Raw genomic sequence first — 16,349 nt, 5'->3', positions numbered from 1 at the left:
CACGCGCGGCCGCCGACCGTCCGGCCCCTGGCAATACGGTCCGGGCACGGCCGGAAGAATGGCCGGGTGGACCTGGAACAGCTGGCGGAGCTGCGTACACCCGAGGGGTCGGCCGCGCTCGCGGCGGCGGCCGAGGTGGCCGGCGGTGACCCGCTGGCCGCGGCGGCGGCGCTCCGCTCGACCGGGGTGCCCGCGGGGCTGGCGGCGGCGGCCCTCACGCAGGCCGAGCTGCGGCGCCGGGCGGTGGGCAAGTTCGGCGCGATCGCGGCCCGGATGTTCTTCACCCGGGCCGGGCTGGAGCAGGCCACCCGGGGCGTGGTGGCGCAGCGCCGCGCCGACCGGCTCCGCGCCGCCGGTGTCACCACCCTGGCCGACCTCGGGTGCGGTCTCGGCGCCGACGCGCTCGCCGCCGCCCGGGCCGGCATCCGGGTGTACGGGGTGGAGGCCGACCCGGTCACCGCCGCGATGGCCGCCGCGAACGCCGAGGCGACCGGGCTGGCCGATCGGTTCACCGTGGAGTGCGGGGACGCGACCGAGTTCGACGTGAGCCGGGTCGACGGGGTCTTCTGCGACCCCGCGCGCCGGAGGTCCGGGCGGCGGATCTTCGACCCGAACGCCTACTCGCCGCCCTGGGACTTCGTGGTGGGGCTGGCCGAGCGGGTGCCGCGCACGGTGGTGAAGGTGGCGCCCGGCCTGGACCACGCCCTGATCCCGCCCGGCGCGGAGGCGGAATGGGTCAGCGTCGACGGCGACCTGGTCGAGGCGGCCCTCTGGTGCGGCGAGCTGGCGGCGGTCCCCCGCCGCGCGACCGTCCTGACGGAGAAGGGCGGACCGGGCGCGTCCGGGAACGCGGGGCCGGCCGTGGCCACGCACCGGCAGACCGGCACCGGCCGGGCCGAGGCGCCGGTCGCCCACGAGCTGACTGGTTCCGGCACGGTCGAGGCGCCGGTCGGTCCGGTGCGGCGGTACGTGTACGACCCGGACCCGGCCGTGGTCCGCGCGCACCTCGTCGCCGAACTGGCCGGCGAGCTGGACGCCACCCTGGGCGACCCGGCGATCGCCTACCTGTACGCCGAGACCCCCACGCCGACGCCCTTCGGCCGCTGTCTGGAGGTCACCGACGTGCTGCCGTTCTCGCTGAAGCGGCTGCGCGCGTTGCTGCGCGAACGCCGGGTGGGCCGGGTGGAGATCCTCAAGCGCGGCTCCGCCCTCGAACCGGAAAAACTCCGCCGCGACCTGAAACTCACCGGCAACGAGCCCGCCAGCCTGCTCCTGACCCGGGTAGCCGGAGCCCCCACGGTCCTGATCGCCCGCCCGGTCCCACCCGCCTGACCCAACCCGTTGATCATGAGGTTAGCGGCGGTAACAACGGCGTGTCGCGCCGCTAACCTCATGATCAACGGACCCGACGTGGGCGGCCGACGAATCCGGGTGGCCGGGTGGGGCCGGTGGCACTAGGTTGGCGGGCGTGGCGGGACAGGGGACTCCGGCGACCTCGCTGCTGGCGAAGCGGAAGGTCGCGCACCGCACCCATCCGTACGACGTCTCGCCGGACGCCCCGAACTACGGGGCGCTGGTGGCGGCGGCGCTCGGCGTGTCCCCGGAGCGGGTGTTCAAGTCGCTCGTGACCGAGGTGGACGGCGCGCTCACCGTCGCGGTTGTCCCGGTGACCGGCGAGCTGGACCTGAAGGCCCTCGCCGCGGCGGTGGGCGGCAAGCGGGCCGCGATGGCCGACCGGGCGGTGGCCGAGCGCGCCACCGGGTACGTGCGGGGCGGCATCAGCCCGCTCGGCCAGCGCCGCCGCCTGACCACCGTGCTCGACGAGACGGCCCTGCGTCACGACACCGTGTACGTCTCGGCGGGCCGTCGGGGCCTTCAGCTGGAGCTGTCTCCGCAGGATCTCGCCACCCTGACCGACGCCACCACCGCCCCCATCGCCTCCGCCTGATTCCGACCGTTTCACCCGGCTCACCCCGCTGATCCGGCTTGCCCCGGCTCGTCCGAGCAGAGAGCGCTTGCCGCTGCGTAAAGCCTGGGAGTCGCTGGCGTTGCCGAATTGTTACTGCCCACAACAAACTCATGACCTCAGCACTCTTGTGCGGGCGGCGTAGCGCGGAATACGTTGCCGGGCACAACAAAACAACCACCATCCCCCACCTCCGAAAGGACCCTGCACATGCGCAAGGGCTTCCTCGCCGTCGCCGCCGCGGGCCTCCTGGCCACCGGCAGCATGGCGGCCTGTGGTGACAATTCCGGCGGCGACCAGGCCGGCGGCCAGAAGACTCCGAAGATCGGCGTGATCCTTCCGGACAGCAAGTCCTCCGCCCGCTGGGAGGGCGCGGACCGCAAGTTCCTGGAGGAGGCCTTCAAGGCCGCCGGCGTCCAGTACGACATCCAGAACGCCCAGGGCGACAAGTCGCAGTTCTCCACCATCGCCGACCAGATGATCACCAACGGCGCGACCGCCCTGATGATCGTCAACCTGGACTCGGGCACCGGCAAGGCCGTGCTGGAGAAGGCGAAGTCCCAGGGCGTCGCCACCATCGACTACGACCGGCTGACCCTCGGCGGCTCGGCCGAGTACTACGTCAGCTTCGACAACGAGGCCGTCGGCAAGCTGCAGGGCGAGGGCCTGGCCAAGTGCCTCACCGACGCGGGCGTGCAGAAGCCGGTCGTGGCGTACCTGAACGGCTCCCCGACCGACAACAACGCCACCCTGTTCAAGAACGGGTACGACTCGATCCTCAAGCCGAAGTTCGACGCCGGCGAGTTCACCAAGGGCCCGGACCAGGCCGTGCCGGACTGGGACAACGCCCAGGCGGGCGTCATCTTCGAGCAGATGCTGACCCAGACCAAGGGCAAGATCAACGGCGTGCTGGCCGCGAACGACGGCCTCGGCAACGCGGCGATCTCCGTCCTGAAGAAGAACAAGCTCAACGGCAAGGTCCCGGTGACCGGCCAGGACGCGACCCCGCAGGGCCTGCAGAACATCCTCGCCGGTGACCAGTGCATGACGGTCTACAAGGCGATCAAGGAGGAGGCCAAGGCGGCCGCCGACCTCGCCATCGCGCTGGCCAAGGGCGAGCGCAAGGAGACCGGCCAGACCGTCAAGGACCCGGAGAGCGGCCGTGACGTCGCGGCCGTGCTGCTCACCCCGAAGCTGATCTACAAGGAGAACGTCAAGGACGTCATCGCCGACGGCTTCGTGACCAAGGACGAGGTCTGCACCGGGGCGTACGCCAAGCTCTGCGCCGACGCCGGCATCAGCTGAACCCCGCCGTGGTGAGCGCCGCCCGGCACGGGCCACCCCCCGTGCCGGGCGGCGCGCCGCCACTACCGACGGGCTGAAGAGACCTTCCCTTGAGCCGTAAGGAGAACCCCGTGTCCGCGACCCCCCTGCTGGAGCTACGCGGGATCGACAAGAGCTTCGGTCCCGTCCAGGTCCTGCGCGACGTCGCCTTCACCGCCCACCCCGGCGAGGTGACCGCGCTGGTCGGCGACAACGGCGCCGGCAAGTCCACGCTGGTCAAGTGCATCGCCGGCATTTATCCGACCGACGCCGGGGAGGTCCTCTTCGACGGCCGGCCGGTGACCATCCACAGCCCGCGCGACGCCGCCGCGCTCGGCATCGAGGTCGTCTACCAGGACCTCGCGCTCTGCGACAACCTCGACATCGTGCAGAACATGTTCCTCGGCCGGGAGAAGCGCAGCGGCATCGTGCTGGACGAGCCGACCATGGAGCAGATGGCCGCCGAGACGCTCGCCGGGCTGTCCGTCCGCACCGTGAAGTCGCTGCGCCAGCACGTCTCCAGCCTCTCCGGCGGCCAGCGCCAGACCGTGGCGATCGCCAAGGCGGTGCTCTGGAACAGCAGGGTGGTCATCCTCGACGAGCCCACCGCCGCGCTCGGCGTCGCGCAGACCGCGCAGGTGCTCGAACTGGTCCGCCGCCTGGCCGACAACGGCCTGGCCGTGGTGCTCATCTCGCACAACATGAACGACGTCTTCGCCGTCTCCGACCGGATCGCCGCGCTCTACCTCGGCCAGATGGTCGCGCAGGTGAAGACCACCGACATCACCCACGCCCAGATCGTCGAGCTGATCACCGCCGGCCGGTCCGGCGGCCTCGGCCTCGGCAACGGGCAGCACGACAACGGCGGGCAGCCCGCCACCACCCCGGGAGCCGTCCGATGACCACCACCGCAGTACGCGAGGAGGGGCCGGCGGCCGTCACCCCGGCACCCACCGTCGCCAGCCACGTCCGCAACTACCTGGCCCGGGTCCGCGGCGGTGACCTCGGCTCGCTGCCGGCCGTCATCGGCCTGGTCGTCCTCTGCGTCGTCTTCGCGATCGTGCGGCCGGTCTTCTTCTCCGCCGGCAACTTCGCCAACCTGTTCACCCAGGGTGCGGCGGTCACCGCCATCGCGATGGGCCTGATCTTCGTCCTGCTGCTCGGCGAGATCGACCTCTCCGCCGGCTTCGCCAGCGGCGTCTGCGCGGCCATCCTCGCCAACGTGGTGACCGTGCTGGGCTACCCGTGGTACGTCGCGGTGCTCGCCGCGCTCGCCACCGGCCTGGTCATCGGCCTGACGCTCGGCTTCCTGGTGGCGAAGGTCGGCATCCCGTCCTTCGTGGTCACCCTCGCCGGCTTCCTCGCCTTCCAGGGCGTGGTGCTGCTGCTGATGAAGGAGGGCACCAACATCTCGATCGGCGACGAGGTGATCATCGCGATCGAGAACCGGTGGGTGCCGCCGCTGATCGGCTGGGCGCTCTTCGCGGTCGCGGTCGCCGGGTACGCCGCCGCGCAGCTGCTGCGCCACCGCAACCGCACCGCCCGTGGCCTGGTCACCGAGCCCATCATGGTGGTCTTCGGCCGGATCGCGGTGCTCGCGCTCATCCTCGGCTTCGCCGTGTACGTGCTCAACCAGGAGCGCAGCATCAACCCGCTGATCAGCTCCAACAAGGGCATGCCCATCGTGGTCCCGATCCTGGCCGCGCTCCTGATCGGCTGGACGTTCGTGCTCAACCGCACCGCGTACGGCCGGCACCTGTACGCGGTCGGCGGCAACCGCGAGGCCGCCCGGCGGGCCGGCATCAACGTCGACCGCATCCGGATCTCCGCGTTCGTCATCTGCTCGACGATGGCGGCGGTCGGCGGCATCATCGCGGCCAGCCGGGACAGGTCGGTCGACCCGAACACCGGTGGCAGCAACGTGCTGCTCTACGCGGTCGGCGCGGCGGTGATCGGTGGTACGAGCCTCTTCGGCGGCAAGGGTCGCATGATCAACGCGGTGCTCGGTGGCGCCGTGGTCGCGGTCATCATCAACGGCATGGGCCTGCTCAACCTCAGCTCCGGTCTGAAGTACGTCTTCACCGGCGCGGTTCTGCTGCTCGCGGCCGGTGTGGACGCGCTGTCCCGCCGCCGGTCCGCCGCGACCGGCACCCGTTGACCTCGCTTCACCGGAGTAGCACACCGCGATGCGCGTAGGACCGAGCCAGGACGAGATCCGCCGGCAGAACCTCGGGGCGCTGCTGCGGCACGTCCACCTGCACGGGGCGACGTCGCGGGCGGAGCTGACCACCGCGCTCGGGTTGAACCGCAGCACCATCGGCGCACTCACCACCGACCTCGCCGCGGCCGGACTGGTGAGCGAGGGGGCGCCGAAGGAGACCGGCCGGGCCGGACGACCGTCGCTGGTCGTCCGGCCCGAGTCGGCCCGGGTGCACGCGTACGCGTACTCCATCGAGGTGGACCGGCTGCGGGCCGCGCGGATCGGTCTCGGCGGCGCGGTGCTCGACCGCCGGGAGCTGGACCGGCCGCGCGGCCTCACCGCCGCGGAGGCCGCGCCGCTGCTGGCCGGGGCGGTCAAGGAGATGCAGCAGGTGGTCCCCGCCGACGGGATCTGCGTGGGCGCGGGCGTCGCCGTCTGCGGGATGGTCCGCCGCGACGACGGCCTGGTGCGGCTCGGCCCCACGACGGGCTGGGTGGACGAGCCGATCGGCACGGCGATCGGCGCCGAACTGGGCCTCGACGTGCCGGTCACCGTGGGCAACGTCGCCGACGTGGCCGCCTTCGCCGAGCACGCCCGCGGGGCGGCCGAGGGCTGCGACAACGTCATCTACCTGTACGGGGACGTCGGCGTGGGCGCCGGCATCATCGCCGGCGGACGGCGGCTGACCGGGCACGGCGGCTACAGCGGCGAGGTCGGGCACATGGTCGTGGTCCGCGACGGCGCCCGCTGCGAGTGCGGGTCCCGCGGCTGCTGGGAGACCGAGATCGGCGAGCACGGCCTGCTGCGCGCGGCCGGCCGCTCGGACGCGCGCGGCCGCGAGGCGTTGCTGGCCGTCTTCGACGCCGCCGACCGGGGGGACGCCCGCGCCCAGACGGCGGTACGACAGGCCGGCGACTGGCTCGGCTTCGGCGTGGCCAACCTGGTCAACATCTTCAACCCGGAAATGGTCATCTTCGGCGGCACCATGCGTGACCTCTACCTGGCCGCGGCGGCCCAGGTCCGCAGCCGGCTCAACTCGATCGCACTGCCGGCCTGCCTGGAGCACGTCCGACTGCGGACCCCGAAGCTCGGTGCCGACGCCCCCCTGATCGGCGCCGCCGAACTGGCCTTCGAACGCCTCCTCGCCGACCCGCTCGACGTCGGCTGATTCGCGATTCCCACTGAACTGATCCGCGGCTCAATCCGTACCTGAGGACGGACGGGCGGCCGGCGGGGTGCGGCTGCCCGACCCCGACGTCCCACCGGCCCGGAACCCAGGAGGCACCGCAGACATGGCACCGCGCAGATCCGCCCGTCGCCGGCAGGGCCACCGGACCCGTCGCCTGGCGGTCCTGCTCATCGCGATCGCCGCCGGGCTCGGGGTGCTGCCCGGCGCCGCCCTCGCCGCGCCGGCCGGCCAACAGCTCAACGCCGCCGACGCCGCACTGCTCGACGGCGTACGGCTGGCCGGGCTGTGGGAGATGCCCGCCGGCCAGATGGCCGCCGAGAAGGGGCAGTCGCCCGTCGTGCGGGAGATCGGCGCGGAGATCGCCAAGCAGCACGAGGAGCTCGACCGGCTGACCGTCGCGGCGGCGAACAAGCTGGGCGCGATCATCCCCACCGAGCCGACCGCGGAGCAGAAGGGGTGGCTGGGTGAGATGCAGAACGCGCGGGGCGCGCGGTTCGACCAGATCTTCGTCACCCGGCTCCGGGTCGCGCACGGCAAGATCTTCCCGGTCGTGGCGGCCGTGCGCGCCAGCACCCGCAACCCGGTCATCCGGGAACTCGCCGAGGCGACCAACACGTTCGTCAACAACCACATGACCATGCTGGAGAGCACCGGGCTGGTCCGGTGGGCGGAGCTGCCGCCGGCCGCGCTGCCCGCCCCCGGCGAGGACGGTCTGCTCGCCGCCGCGTCGGCCAACACCCCGCCGCAGCTCGGGGTCAGCAGCGCTCTGGTCTGGCTGGTCTTCCTCGCCGCCCTCGGCACCGGCGGCGTCGCCACCTGGCGGATGCTCCGACGCACCTGACGCCCGCCCACACCGCCGCCCATGCGGACGAAGAAACGCACCGAATCCCCGCCCGGACGTACCCGGGCGGGGATTCTCCTCGGGCTCGTCCTGGCCTGCCTGTGCCTCACCGTGATCCCGGCGAGCCCGGCGGCCGCGCACGCCGTCGTGGTCGCCACGACACCGCAGCGCGACGAGGTCGTCGGCTACGCGCCCCGGGAGGTGATGGTCACCTTCAGCGAGCCGGTGGCACCGATCCCCGGCCGGGTGCAGGTGCTCGCCCCGGACGGCCGGCGGATCAGCCTCGACGAACCGGAGGTACGCGGAGCGACGCTGCGCATCCGCGTCCGGGTCCCCGACCGGCCGCTCGGCACCTACCTGGTCAGCTACCGGGTCATCTCGGCGGACAGCCACCCGGTCGCCGGCAGCTTCACCTACTCCGCCGGAGCCCCCTCCACGGCCCCGCCCCAGCCGGGGCAGGAGGATGCGTCACCCGGGAGCCTGCTGGTGCCGGCGGCCAAGTACCTCGGATACCTGGGCCTGGTCGCGGCGGTCGGTCCACCGCTGCTGGCGGTCACGATGTGGCCCCGCCGGCTCTCCCGACGCGGTGCCCTCGTCGTGTCGTGGGCCGGGCTCGGGCTGGTCGCGGCGGCCACGGCCGCCACCTGGGTCGGGCAGGCCGCCGAGGCGGTCGGCGTACCGGTGGCGAAGTTGTCCCTCCGGGACCTCGAAGCCGTCGGCACCGGCGGGGTGGCGGTGGTGTACGCCGTACGGCTGGCACTGATCGGGGTCGCCGCCGCGCTGCTGCCCGCCGTCGTCCGCGGGACCGCCGGCCGTCCGCGCGCCGGGATGCTGGCGGCGGTGGGGCTGGCCGCGGTGGCGACCTGGCCGCTGGCCGGGCACCCGGTCGCCGCTCCCCTGCCACCGGTGAGCATCGCCCTGGTCACCATCCACCTCGCCGCGGTGACCGTCTGGCTGGGCGGGCTGCTCACCCTCACGGCGTTCCTGCTGCGCCGGACCCACCCCCGGGTCCTCGCCCGGATCCTGCCGGCCTGGTCGAGGTGCGCCACCCTCGCGGTGTGCTGGCTCGTCATCGCCGGCCTGGGCCAGGCCGCGATCGAGCTCGGCCGGCCGTCGGCGCTGCTGGGCAGCGCGTACGGTCGGCTGCTGTGCGCGAAGGCCGCACTGCTGGCCGCGGTCCTCGCCGTGGCCGCCGGACAGCGGCGCCTCGTCCGGCGGCGGGTCGCCGCCGGTCGCCCCCGCCGGGTCGCCCGCGCCGCCGGCGTCGAACTCGCGGCGACCGCGGTGGTGCTCGCCCTCACCGCGGTACTCGTGCAGACTCCGCCGGGCCGCAACGCCGGCACGGAGGCGGCCCGGGTCGCGCGGGAGGGCGTCGCGCAGTCCCTCGACACCGACCTGCTCACCGTGCAGTTCGACGTGTACCCCGCACAGGCCGGCACACTGAACAGCCTGCACGCCTACGTCTACACCCCCGCCGCGAAGCCGCTGCCGGTCGTCGAGTGGACGGTCACCGCCGCGCTCCCGGCCGCGGGCGTCGAGCCGATCCCCGTACCGGTCGACACACCGGAGCCGCACCACGCCAGCGCGGAGATCCGTTTCCCCGTACCCGGCGAGTGGACCGTGCGGATCACCGCACGGGTCTCCGACATCGACCAGTCCACCGTGACCGCCACGGTGCCCGTCCGGTGACCACCGGTGGCGGCTCGGCGGCCGGCTTCGCCGGGGCCGCCGGACCGCCGCGGCTCCGGCGCGAACGGGGTCAGCGGTCGACCTGTGTGAAGTCCCAGGAGTGCGGCGGGCGGGCGACCAGCGTCACCGGCGGGTCGGGCAGCGGCCGGGGGCTGCCGCGCCACTTGGAGATCACCACCACGCGGTGGTCCGTGGACGAGAACACCTCGCTGGACAGGTGCAACGGGTCGTGGTCGAAGTCGGGCAGGGCGGTGTCGCACAACCACGTGATCAGATCGGCCACGCCGTACGGCTCGGCCCGCACCTCCCACATCCGGACGATCACGTCGGCTCCTCCCCTCACACGCTGACCGTGGTCAGCGGCAGCGCCGAGTCGGCGGGCAGGTCCAGCCGGCTCGGCGCGACACCCGAGGCGACCAGGTGCGAGCCGAGCGCGGCGACCATCGCGCCGTTGTCGGTGCACAGCTTCGGCCGCGGCATCCGGACCCGGACGCCCTGCCTCGCGGCGCGCTCCTCGGCCATCGCCCGCAGCCGGGAGTTGGCGGCCACTCCCCCGCCGATCACCAGGGTCTCCACCCCGTTGGTGCGGCAGGCGTCGAGCGCCTTCCCGACCAGCACGTCGCAGACCGCCTCCTGGAAGGACGCGGCCACGTCGGCCACCGGTACCGGCTCACCGGCCCGCTGCCGCGCCTCGACCCAGCGCGCAACCGCCGTCTTCAAACCGGAGAACGAGAAGTCGTAACGGTGGGCCACCAGGTCCTTCGCGGCGGTCAGCCCGCGCGGGAACCCGATGGCGGCCGGGTCACCGGCCCGGGCCTCCCGGTCGACGTACGGGCCACCGGGGAAGGGCAGGCCGAGCAGCCGGGCCACCTTGTCGAAGGCCTCGCCGGCCGCGTCGTCGATGGTGGCGCCGAGCGAGGTCACCCCACGCGCGAGGTCGTCGACCAGCAGCAGGGACGAGTGCCCGCCGGAGACCAGCAGGGCGACCGCCGGCTCGGGCAGCGGCCCGTGCTCCAGGGTGTCCACGGCCACGTGCGCGGCGAGGTGGTTGACGCCGTACACCGGCTTCTCTGCGGCGACCGCGTACCCCTTCGCGGCGGCGACGCCGACCAGCAGCGCGCCGGCCAGCCCGGGCCCGGCGGTGACCGCGATGGCGTCGACGTCGGCGAGCGTCACGCCCGCCTCGGCCAGCGCCCGGTCCATCGTGGGCACGATCGCCTCCAGGTGGGCCCGGCTGGCCACCTCGGGGACCACACCGCCGAACCGGGCGTGCTGCTCGACGCTGCTGGCGAGCGCGTCGGCCAGCAGGGTGTGGCCGCGGACGATGCCGACCCCGGTCTCGTCGCAGGAGGTCTCGATCCCGAGGACCAGGGGTTCGTCAGCCATCGCTCCACTCCTCGTGCCGCTGCATGACCAGCGCGTCGGTGTTGCTCGGCTGGTAGTAGCCGCGCCGTACGCCGATCACCTCGAAGCCGTACATCGCGTAGAGCTTCTGGGCGGGCCCGTTGTCCGCAGCGACCTCCAGCAACGTGCTGCGGACGCGCAGCCGTGCCGCCTCGGCCAGCAGCGCCTCCAGCAGCAGCCGCCCGACGCCCCGGCGCTGCGCCTCCCGCCGTACGGCGATGTTCTGCACCCACGCCTCGTCCGGCGGTGCGGCGGTGAGCCCGGCGTAGCCGAGCACGCTGCCGTCGTCGTCGGTCGCGACCAGGTAGTGGTGCCCGTTGGCCAACTCGTTCCAGAACATCGCGGCGGACCACTGCTCGGCGCCGAACAGGTCCGCCTCGATCGGCAGCACCTCCTCGATGTGCCACCAACGGAACCGCTCCAACCGGACCGCGCTCACGGTAGGACCGGCTTGCGGGCGGTCGCCGCGACCGCGTCCGGCCGCCGCAGGTAGAGCGGGGTGAGCGGCTCGCCGGGGGCGCCGGCCCGGATCCGCTCGGCCGCGAGCATCGCCAGCACGGCCGCCTCCGGGTAGCGGGGCTCGGCCCCGACCGGCAGGGCCAGCGTCTCCGCGTACCGGTGCGCGCCGTCGCCCACCGCGAGGGTGACGGCCAGGCCCCGGGCACGCTCGGCGGCCACCGCCGGCGCGGAGACCTCGGGGCCGACGATCCGCTGGCCCGCGCCGTCGTAGACCGCCCAGTAGATCTCCCGGCGCCGCGCGTCGCTCGCGGCCAGGACCGGCTCGCCGGCGGCCGCCGGGTGGCCGATCCCGTCCAGCGAGCAGACACCGTACGTGGGGACGCCGAGCACCTGCCCCATCGTGGCGGCGGTGACCAGGCCCACCCGCAGCCCGGTGAACGGGCCGGGGCCGAGACCCGCGACGATCGCGGCGAGGTCGGCCGGGCGTGCGCCGGCGTCGGCGAGGACCGCGTCGACCTGCGGGGCGAGCAGCTCACCGTGCGCGCGGGCGTCCACGGTGCGGCGGTGCGCCCGGGTCTCGACGCCGGCCGCCGAGACCTCCACCAGCGCGGCGGTCACCGCGGGCGTCGAGCTGTCCACCACCAGTACGAGCACGGTGAACCAGCCTAGTCGCCCCCGTCGTCGTCCCCGGCGGCCCGGGTCAACTCGGCGTGCGGAACTTCCGCAGGAAGGCCGGCAGCAGCCAGGGGCGCCGGCCGCTGATCCGCACCTTCCCCGTGAGCACCGCCCGGGCCCGGCTCACCCGGCCGAACATCATCAGATTGAGCGTGCCGGGATCGTGGTCGATCCGGGCGTCCGGCCGGACGCCGGGATCGGCGAACGACACCCGGCCCCGGTGCAGGAGGAACCGGACCGGCGGCGCGTACGCCGAGCGGAACTCGACCACGATCCGGCGCTCGCTCGGCGGCGCCCCGCCGTCGATCAGCCGCCCGTAGCCGTGCCGGACCACCCCGGCCATGAACAGCTCCAGGAACAGCGCGGCGTCGGGGCCGGGGACCGTCCACGGCCGACCGGCGGCGCGGGCGACGTCGTGGCCGTGGATGAGCAGCTCGTTGACCAGGTGCGCGCAGAGCCCGGCGAGCGGGACCCGGGCCCCACCCAGCCAGGGCACCGTCTCGTCGGGGCGCCGGCCCTCGCAGCTCGCCAGGAATTGCTTGACGTCGGCCTGCAACCGGTCGAGCAGGGGCTGCGGCTCCCGCTCGGTCAGGTGCCGCAGCAGCACGTCGTTGAAGTCCGCCACGGTGTCGACGGTGGTGTCCGGCAGCCGCGCGGACAGGCCGGGCACCGGCAGCGGCGGATGCTCCGGGTCCACCAGGCAGACGTAGTACCACGCGAGGGAGTACACGTGGGCGACCGTGTCGGCGACCGACCAGTGGGCGGTTGCCATGGCCGCCGGCGGGGCATCGCGGACCAGGTCGACGAAGCGGTCGGTCCAGTCCGCCAGTGCCGTCCGCGCCGCCCGCCACCGCTCCTCGCTGACCGCCGCCATCGCCACCTCCGGCTCACCGACCGCTGGGGGCACAGGCTACTTCGGACGGCCACGCACCGGTCACCCGCAGGATTGCTCTCTTTCGACCGCCGGGCGCGTGCTGCGCCCGGCGGTGCCGGCCCGTTCGTCCGGACGGCCGTCAGCCGGCGGTGCGCTCCCAGTCGATCGTGGGCAGGCCGGCGTCGGCGAGGGCCTTGTTGGCGGCGCTGAACGGGCGGCTGCCGAGGAACCCGCGCGGGTTCATCGGGCTGGGGTGGCCGGCCTCCAGCACCAGGTGCCGTGGGTTGGTGACCAGGGCCGCCTTCTTGCGCGCATAGCCGCCCCAGAGCAGGAACACCACCCGCGACTCCATCGCGTCGAGGGCGCGGATGGTGGCGTCGGTGAACTCCTCCCAGCCTGAGTTCGCGTGCGAACCGGGGGTGGCCTGGCGGACGGTCAGCACCGCGTTGAGCAGCAGCACGCCCTGTGCGGCCCAACCGCTCAGGTTGCCGCCGGCCGGCTTCGGCACGCCCAGGTCCTCACCCAGCTCCTTGAAGACGTTGCGCAGCGACGGCGGCACGGCCACCCCGTCCCGGACGCTGAAGCTCAACCCGTGCGCCTGCCCGACCCGGTGGTACGGGTCCTGCCCGAGGATCAGCACCCGGCAGTCGGCCGGCGCGCAGAGCCGGTAAGCCGAGAACAGGTCCTCGACGGGCGGGAAGACGGTCTGCGTGGCGTACTCCCGGGCGACGAACCCGGCGAGCGCGGCGGTGCGGACCGGGTCGAGGTGCGGGGTGAGCACCGTGCGCCATTCCTCCGGCAGCAGCGCCAGCAGGTCCAGGGTGGGAGCGTCGTCGGGCATCGGCGGCCTTTCGGTCGGGTCGGTCCCGGGCACTCTAGGCCGCCGGTCCGACAACCTCCTGCCATGGGGCTCAGCGACGTTCGGGAAACCCCACGCGAGTTCCCGACACGCTGCTCAGGCCAGCGCGGCCAGCCGGGACGCCCAGTCGCCGCCGGCCGGCTCCAGGTCGACCACCCGGGTGTCGTCGTCCCGGCGGTCGATCCGGACCCGCAGGTGGGCGTCGACGAGCTGCTCGACCAGCCCCTCCCCCCACTCGACCACGGTCACCGACTCGTCCACCGAGGCGTCCAGGTCCAGGTCGTCGATCTCAGCGCGCGGGTCGGCCGCGTCCCCGAGGCGGTACGCGTCCGCGTGCACGAGCGCCACCCGCCCGCCCAGGACCGGATCGGGGCGGTGCACCCGGGCGATCACGAAGGTCGGTGAGGTGACGTCTCCCCGTACGCCGAGCCCGGCGCCGATGCCCTGGGTGAGCGCGGTCTTGCCGGCGCCGAGCGGGCCGGTCAGCAGCAGCAGGTCACCCGCGCGCAGCAGGCCGGCCAGCCGGCGGCCGAACGCGTGCGTGTCCTCGACGGTCGGCAGCGTGACCCGCACACTCACCGCTCCTCCCGGTTCGCGACCACGGGGCTCCGCCGTGCCGCACTCCGCGCGCTCACAGCTCCTCCAGGAAGCGGGCCAGCGCGGCGTTGACCTCGTCGGCGTGCTCCAGCATCACGACGTGCCCGCTGTCGGGGATCTTGACGAACTCGGCGTGCGGCAACCGCCGGACGATCTCCTCCGAGTGCGTTACCGGGGTGATCATGTCCTTGTCACCGACCACCACCAGCACCGGCGTGCCGCTGAGCGCGGCCAGCGCCGGGTAGCGCGAGTGGGTGGCGAGCGTCCGCAGGTAGCGGGTGACCGTGTCGGCGGACGTCCGCGAGTTCATCTCCTCCACGTACGACACCAGCGCCGGGCTGGGGCGGCGGGTGCCGAAGCCGTACTTGCGGGTGAGCAGCCAGGCCACGTTGGTGGTGGACTTCCGGGCCCGGTCGATCACCGTCCCGCCGTAGCGGGTGGCGTTGCTCATCATGTAGAGCATCGGTGCGCCCACGCGGCCGAGCAGGGCCGGGGCGACCAGCTTGGTCTCGGCCAGCAGGCCGCCCGAGGTGGCCATCAGCACGGTGCCCACCACCCGGTCGCCGAACAGCTCCGGGAAGAGTTCGGCGAACGCCATGATCGTCATGCCGCCCATCGAGTGGCCGACCAGCACCAGCGGGCCCTCCGGGGCGGTGCGGTCGATCACCGCGCGCAGTGTCCGGCCGAGCGCGGCCAGGTCGTACTCGCCGGTCTCCAACCGGCCCGAACGGCCGTGCCCGGGCTGGTCGTACGCGACCACGCGGTGCTCGCCCCGCTCGGCGAGCATCTTGCGCTGGAAGTGGAACGTCCCCATGTCGAGGCAGAACCCGTGCACCAGCATCACCGTCGGATTGCCCGGCACGGGCCGGGTCGGCTCCACCACCTCGACGTGGATGTCGGTGCCGTCCGGCATCTCCAGGCTCAGCGCCTCGTCGTACCGCTGCTCGCCGAAGACCTCTCCGGCGTACCGGTCGGTGGGGTCGGTCTTGAGCCGGCGGACGAGCGCGCGTTCGGTCGCGACGCCCGCGGCCAGGCCGGCGGCCGCGACCCCGACGGCGGCCAGCGCGCCGACGGCGGCCCGGGCGGGGCCGGAGCGGGGCAGCGGGATCCGGGGGCGGGACGACGTCACGGGCGCTCGCCGTCGTAGGCGCGGGGCACCCGGGTGCTGCCGAAGCGGGTGACGATCTCGTAGTTGATCGTGTCGACCGCCTCGGCCCAGTCGTCGGCGGTGGGCTCGCCGTCGGCGCCGCTGCCGAACAGCGTGACCACGTCCCCGGCCGCGACCGGGTCGTCCCCGCAGTCGAGCACGAACTGGTCCATGCAGACCCGGCCGGAGATGGTCCGCCGGACGCCGCCGAGCTGGACCGGGCCGCTGTTGGAGGCGTGCCGGGGCACCCCGTCGGCGTAGCCGAGCGGGACCACCGCCAGGGTGCTCTCCCGCTCGGTCGTGTAGGTGTGGCCGTACGAGACGCCGACGCCCGCCGGGACGCGCTTGGTGAGCATGACCCGGGCGCGGACCGTCATCGCCGGGCGCAGCCCGTAGCGCTCGCCGGCCACCGGGGAGAGGCCGTAGACGGCCAGCCCGGGGCGGACCAGGTCGAAGTGGGTGTCGGGCCGGGTCAGCGTGGCCGCCGAGTTGGCCAGGTGGCGGTAGCGCGGGCGCAGCCCGGCCTTCTCCACCATGCCCAGCCCCTCGTGGAACACGGCGAGCTGGCGGTCGGTGGTCGGGTGGCCGGGCGAGTCCGCGTACACGAAGTGGCTCCACACACCGACGACCTCGACCAGGCCGTCGGCCTGCGCCTTCGCGGCGGCGTCCAGCAGGGTCGGCCAGTCGGCGACGGTCGCTCCGCCCCGGGACAGACCCGTGTCGATCTTGAGGTGCAGCCGGGCCGGCCGCCCGGCGACGCGGCTCGCCTCGATCATCTCGTCGAGCTGCGGCAGGCTGGCCGCACCCAGGTCGACGCCGGCCGTCACCCCCTCGTGCAGCGGCAGCCCCGGCGCGAGCAGCCACGCCAGCACCGGCGCGGTGATCCCCGCCCGGCGCAGGGTGAGCGCCTCGTCGAGGGTGCAGACGCCGAGCCAGTCGGCCCCGGCGTCCAGCGCCGCGCGGGCGGCCGGGAGCATGCCGTGGCCGTACCCGTCGGCCTTGACCACCGCCATCAGCTCGGCGGTGGTGCCGGACCGCAGCCGGTTCACGTTCTCGCGGATCACGTCAAGGTCGACGCGTACCTCGGCCTGCCACATGTCCCCAGACTACTGAGCTGATCACCGGT

At 73.8% G+C, this 16,349-nt stretch carries 17 protein-coding genes; 8 read left to right on the top strand and 9 right to left on the bottom strand.

Annotation, left to right across the window (positions count from 1 at the left end):
- The first annotated feature begins 66 nt into the window (after positions 1 to 66).
- The 8 genes from ACTMS0_RS11215 (at position 67) to ACTMS0_RS11180 (ending at position 9,208) form a co-directional block, all read left to right on the top strand.
- Positions 67 to 1,332 carry a THUMP-like domain-containing protein gene (locus tag ACTMS0_RS11215; RefSeq protein WP_441155069.1) on the top strand — a complete coding sequence of 422 codons (1,266 nt, stop codon included), beginning with the start codon at positions 67 to 69 and terminating at the stop codon, positions 1,330 to 1,332.
- A gap of 136 nt (positions 1,333 to 1,468) precedes the next feature.
- Positions 1,469 to 1,948 carry a Cys-tRNA(Pro) deacylase gene (gene ybaK, locus ACTMS0_RS11210; RefSeq protein WP_441155068.1) on the top strand — a complete coding sequence of 160 codons (480 nt, stop codon included), beginning with the start codon at positions 1,469 to 1,471 and terminating at the stop codon, positions 1,946 to 1,948.
- Between the two features lie 228 nt (positions 1,949 to 2,176).
- Positions 2,177 to 3,271 (top strand): sugar ABC transporter substrate-binding protein, encoded by a 1,095-nt coding sequence (locus tag ACTMS0_RS11205; RefSeq protein WP_441155067.1) that lies wholly within the window; start codon positions 2,177 to 2,179, stop codon positions 3,269 to 3,271.
- A gap of 110 nt (positions 3,272 to 3,381) precedes the next feature.
- Positions 3,382 to 4,191 carry an ATP-binding cassette domain-containing protein gene (locus tag ACTMS0_RS11200; protein ID WP_441155066.1) on the top strand — a complete coding sequence of 270 codons (810 nt, stop codon included), beginning with the start codon at positions 3,382 to 3,384 and terminating at the stop codon, positions 4,189 to 4,191.
- Positions 4,188 to 5,447 carry a sugar ABC transporter permease gene (locus ACTMS0_RS11195; RefSeq protein ID WP_441155065.1) on the top strand — a complete coding sequence of 420 codons (1,260 nt, stop codon included), beginning with the start codon at positions 4,188 to 4,190 and terminating at the stop codon, positions 5,445 to 5,447. Before ACTMS0_RS11200 ends, ACTMS0_RS11195 begins: the two co-directional genes overlap by 4 nt.
- Positions 5,448 to 5,475: 28 nt before the next feature.
- Positions 5,476 to 6,657 carry an ROK family protein gene (locus ACTMS0_RS11190; RefSeq protein WP_441155064.1) on the top strand — a complete coding sequence of 394 codons (1,182 nt, stop codon included), beginning with the start codon at positions 5,476 to 5,478 and terminating at the stop codon, positions 6,655 to 6,657.
- A 124-nt stretch (positions 6,658 to 6,781) separates the two neighbouring features.
- Complete coding sequence (locus ACTMS0_RS11185; RefSeq protein WP_441155063.1) at positions 6,782 to 7,519, top strand: DUF4142 domain-containing protein; 738 nt, start codon at positions 6,782 to 6,784, stop codon at positions 7,517 to 7,519.
- A gap of 21 nt (positions 7,520 to 7,540) precedes the next feature.
- The gene (locus ACTMS0_RS11180) at positions 7,541 to 9,208 is read left to right on the top strand and encodes a copper resistance CopC/CopD family protein (RefSeq protein WP_441155062.1); all 1,668 of its coding nucleotides are present in this window, start codon (positions 7,541 to 7,543) and stop codon (positions 9,206 to 9,208) included.
- Between the two features lie 70 nt (positions 9,209 to 9,278).
- Here the strand turns inward: ACTMS0_RS11180 and ACTMS0_RS11175 are convergent, their stop codons facing one another.
- From ACTMS0_RS11175 to alr, 9 genes are all read right to left on the bottom strand, one after another.
- Positions 9,279 to 9,533 carry a hypothetical protein gene (locus tag ACTMS0_RS11175; RefSeq protein ID WP_441155061.1) on the bottom strand — a complete coding sequence of 85 codons (255 nt, stop codon included), beginning with the start codon at positions 9,531 to 9,533 and terminating at the stop codon, positions 9,279 to 9,281.
- Positions 9,534 to 9,547: 14 nt separating this feature from the next.
- Positions 9,548 to 10,594: a tRNA (adenosine(37)-N6)-threonylcarbamoyltransferase complex transferase subunit TsaD gene (tsaD, locus tag ACTMS0_RS11170; RefSeq protein ID WP_441155060.1), complete on the bottom strand. Its 1,047-nt coding sequence runs from the start codon at positions 10,592 to 10,594 to the stop codon at positions 9,548 to 9,550.
- Positions 10,587 to 11,051 carry a ribosomal protein S18-alanine N-acetyltransferase gene (gene rimI / locus ACTMS0_RS11165; protein WP_441155059.1) on the bottom strand — a complete coding sequence of 155 codons (465 nt, stop codon included), beginning with the start codon at positions 11,049 to 11,051 and terminating at the stop codon, positions 10,587 to 10,589. The genes tsaD and rimI overlap by 8 nt, the downstream gene beginning before the upstream one ends.
- A complete protein-coding gene (gene tsaB, locus ACTMS0_RS11160; RefSeq protein ID WP_441155058.1) occupies positions 11,048 to 11,725 on the bottom strand; it encodes a tRNA (adenosine(37)-N6)-threonylcarbamoyltransferase complex dimerization subunit type 1 TsaB in 678 nt (225 codons plus the stop codon). The genes rimI and tsaB overlap by 4 nt, the downstream gene beginning before the upstream one ends.
- Positions 11,726 to 11,771: 46 nt before the next feature.
- Complete coding sequence (locus ACTMS0_RS11155) at positions 11,772 to 12,653, bottom strand: maleylpyruvate isomerase family mycothiol-dependent enzyme (protein WP_441155057.1); 882 nt, start codon at positions 12,651 to 12,653, stop codon at positions 11,772 to 11,774.
- Between the two features lie 106 nt (positions 12,654 to 12,759).
- Positions 12,760 to 13,461 (bottom strand): uracil-DNA glycosylase, encoded by a 702-nt coding sequence (ung, locus tag ACTMS0_RS11150; protein WP_441155056.1) that lies wholly within the window; start codon positions 13,459 to 13,461, stop codon positions 12,760 to 12,762.
- A 114-nt stretch (positions 13,462 to 13,575) separates the two neighbouring features.
- Positions 13,576 to 14,058, bottom strand: a complete 483-nt coding sequence (tsaE, locus tag ACTMS0_RS11145) for a tRNA (adenosine(37)-N6)-threonylcarbamoyltransferase complex ATPase subunit type 1 TsaE (RefSeq protein ID WP_441155055.1) — start codon at positions 14,056 to 14,058, stop codon at positions 13,576 to 13,578.
- 52 nt (positions 14,059 to 14,110) lie between these two features.
- Positions 14,111 to 15,205 (bottom strand): alpha/beta fold hydrolase, encoded by a 1,095-nt coding sequence (locus ACTMS0_RS11140; protein WP_441155054.1) that lies wholly within the window; start codon positions 15,203 to 15,205, stop codon positions 14,111 to 14,113.
- Positions 15,202 to 16,320 (bottom strand): alanine racemase, encoded by a 1,119-nt coding sequence (gene alr, locus ACTMS0_RS11135; RefSeq protein WP_441155053.1) that lies wholly within the window; start codon positions 16,318 to 16,320, stop codon positions 15,202 to 15,204. The genes ACTMS0_RS11140 and alr overlap by 4 nt, the downstream gene beginning before the upstream one ends.
- Positions 16,321 to 16,349 lie beyond the last annotated feature (29 nt).

The sequence above is a fragment of the Micromonospora sp. H33 genome (genome assembly GCF_052068455.1).
Classification (GTDB): domain Bacteria; phylum Actinomycetota; class Actinomycetes; order Mycobacteriales; family Micromonosporaceae; genus Micromonospora.
Note: the sequence above shows the minus strand (reverse complement) of the source record. Positions and strands in the feature narration are given on the sequence as shown.

Excerpts from the sequence above, each read along its gene's own strand:
- ACTMS0_RS11205 (WP_441155067.1), top strand. The coding sequence starts at position 2,177 with ATGCGCAAGGGCTTCCTCGCCGTCGCCGCCGCGGGCCTCCTGGCCACC.
- ACTMS0_RS11195 (WP_441155065.1), top strand. The coding sequence starts at position 4,188 with ATGACCACCACCGCAGTACGCGAGGAGGGGCCGGCGGCCGTCACCCCG.
- ACTMS0_RS11190 (WP_441155064.1), top strand. The coding sequence starts at position 5,476 with ATGCGCGTAGGACCGAGCCAGGACGAGATCCGCCGGCAGAACCTCGGG.
- ACTMS0_RS11185 (WP_441155063.1), top strand. The coding sequence starts at position 6,782 with ATGGCACCGCGCAGATCCGCCCGTCGCCGGCAGGGCCACCGGACCCGT.
- ACTMS0_RS11180 (WP_441155062.1), top strand. The coding sequence starts at position 7,541 with ATGCGGACGAAGAAACGCACCGAATCCCCGCCCGGACGTACCCGGGCG.
- tsaD (WP_441155060.1), bottom strand. The coding sequence starts at position 10,594 with ATGGCTGACGAACCCCTGGTCCTCGGGATCGAGACCTCCTGCGACGAG.
- ung (WP_441155056.1), bottom strand. The coding sequence starts at position 13,461 with ATGCCCGACGACGCTCCCACCCTGGACCTGCTGGCGCTGCTGCCGGAG.
- alr (WP_441155053.1), bottom strand. The coding sequence starts at position 16,320 with ATGTGGCAGGCCGAGGTACGCGTCGACCTTGACGTGATCCGCGAGAAC.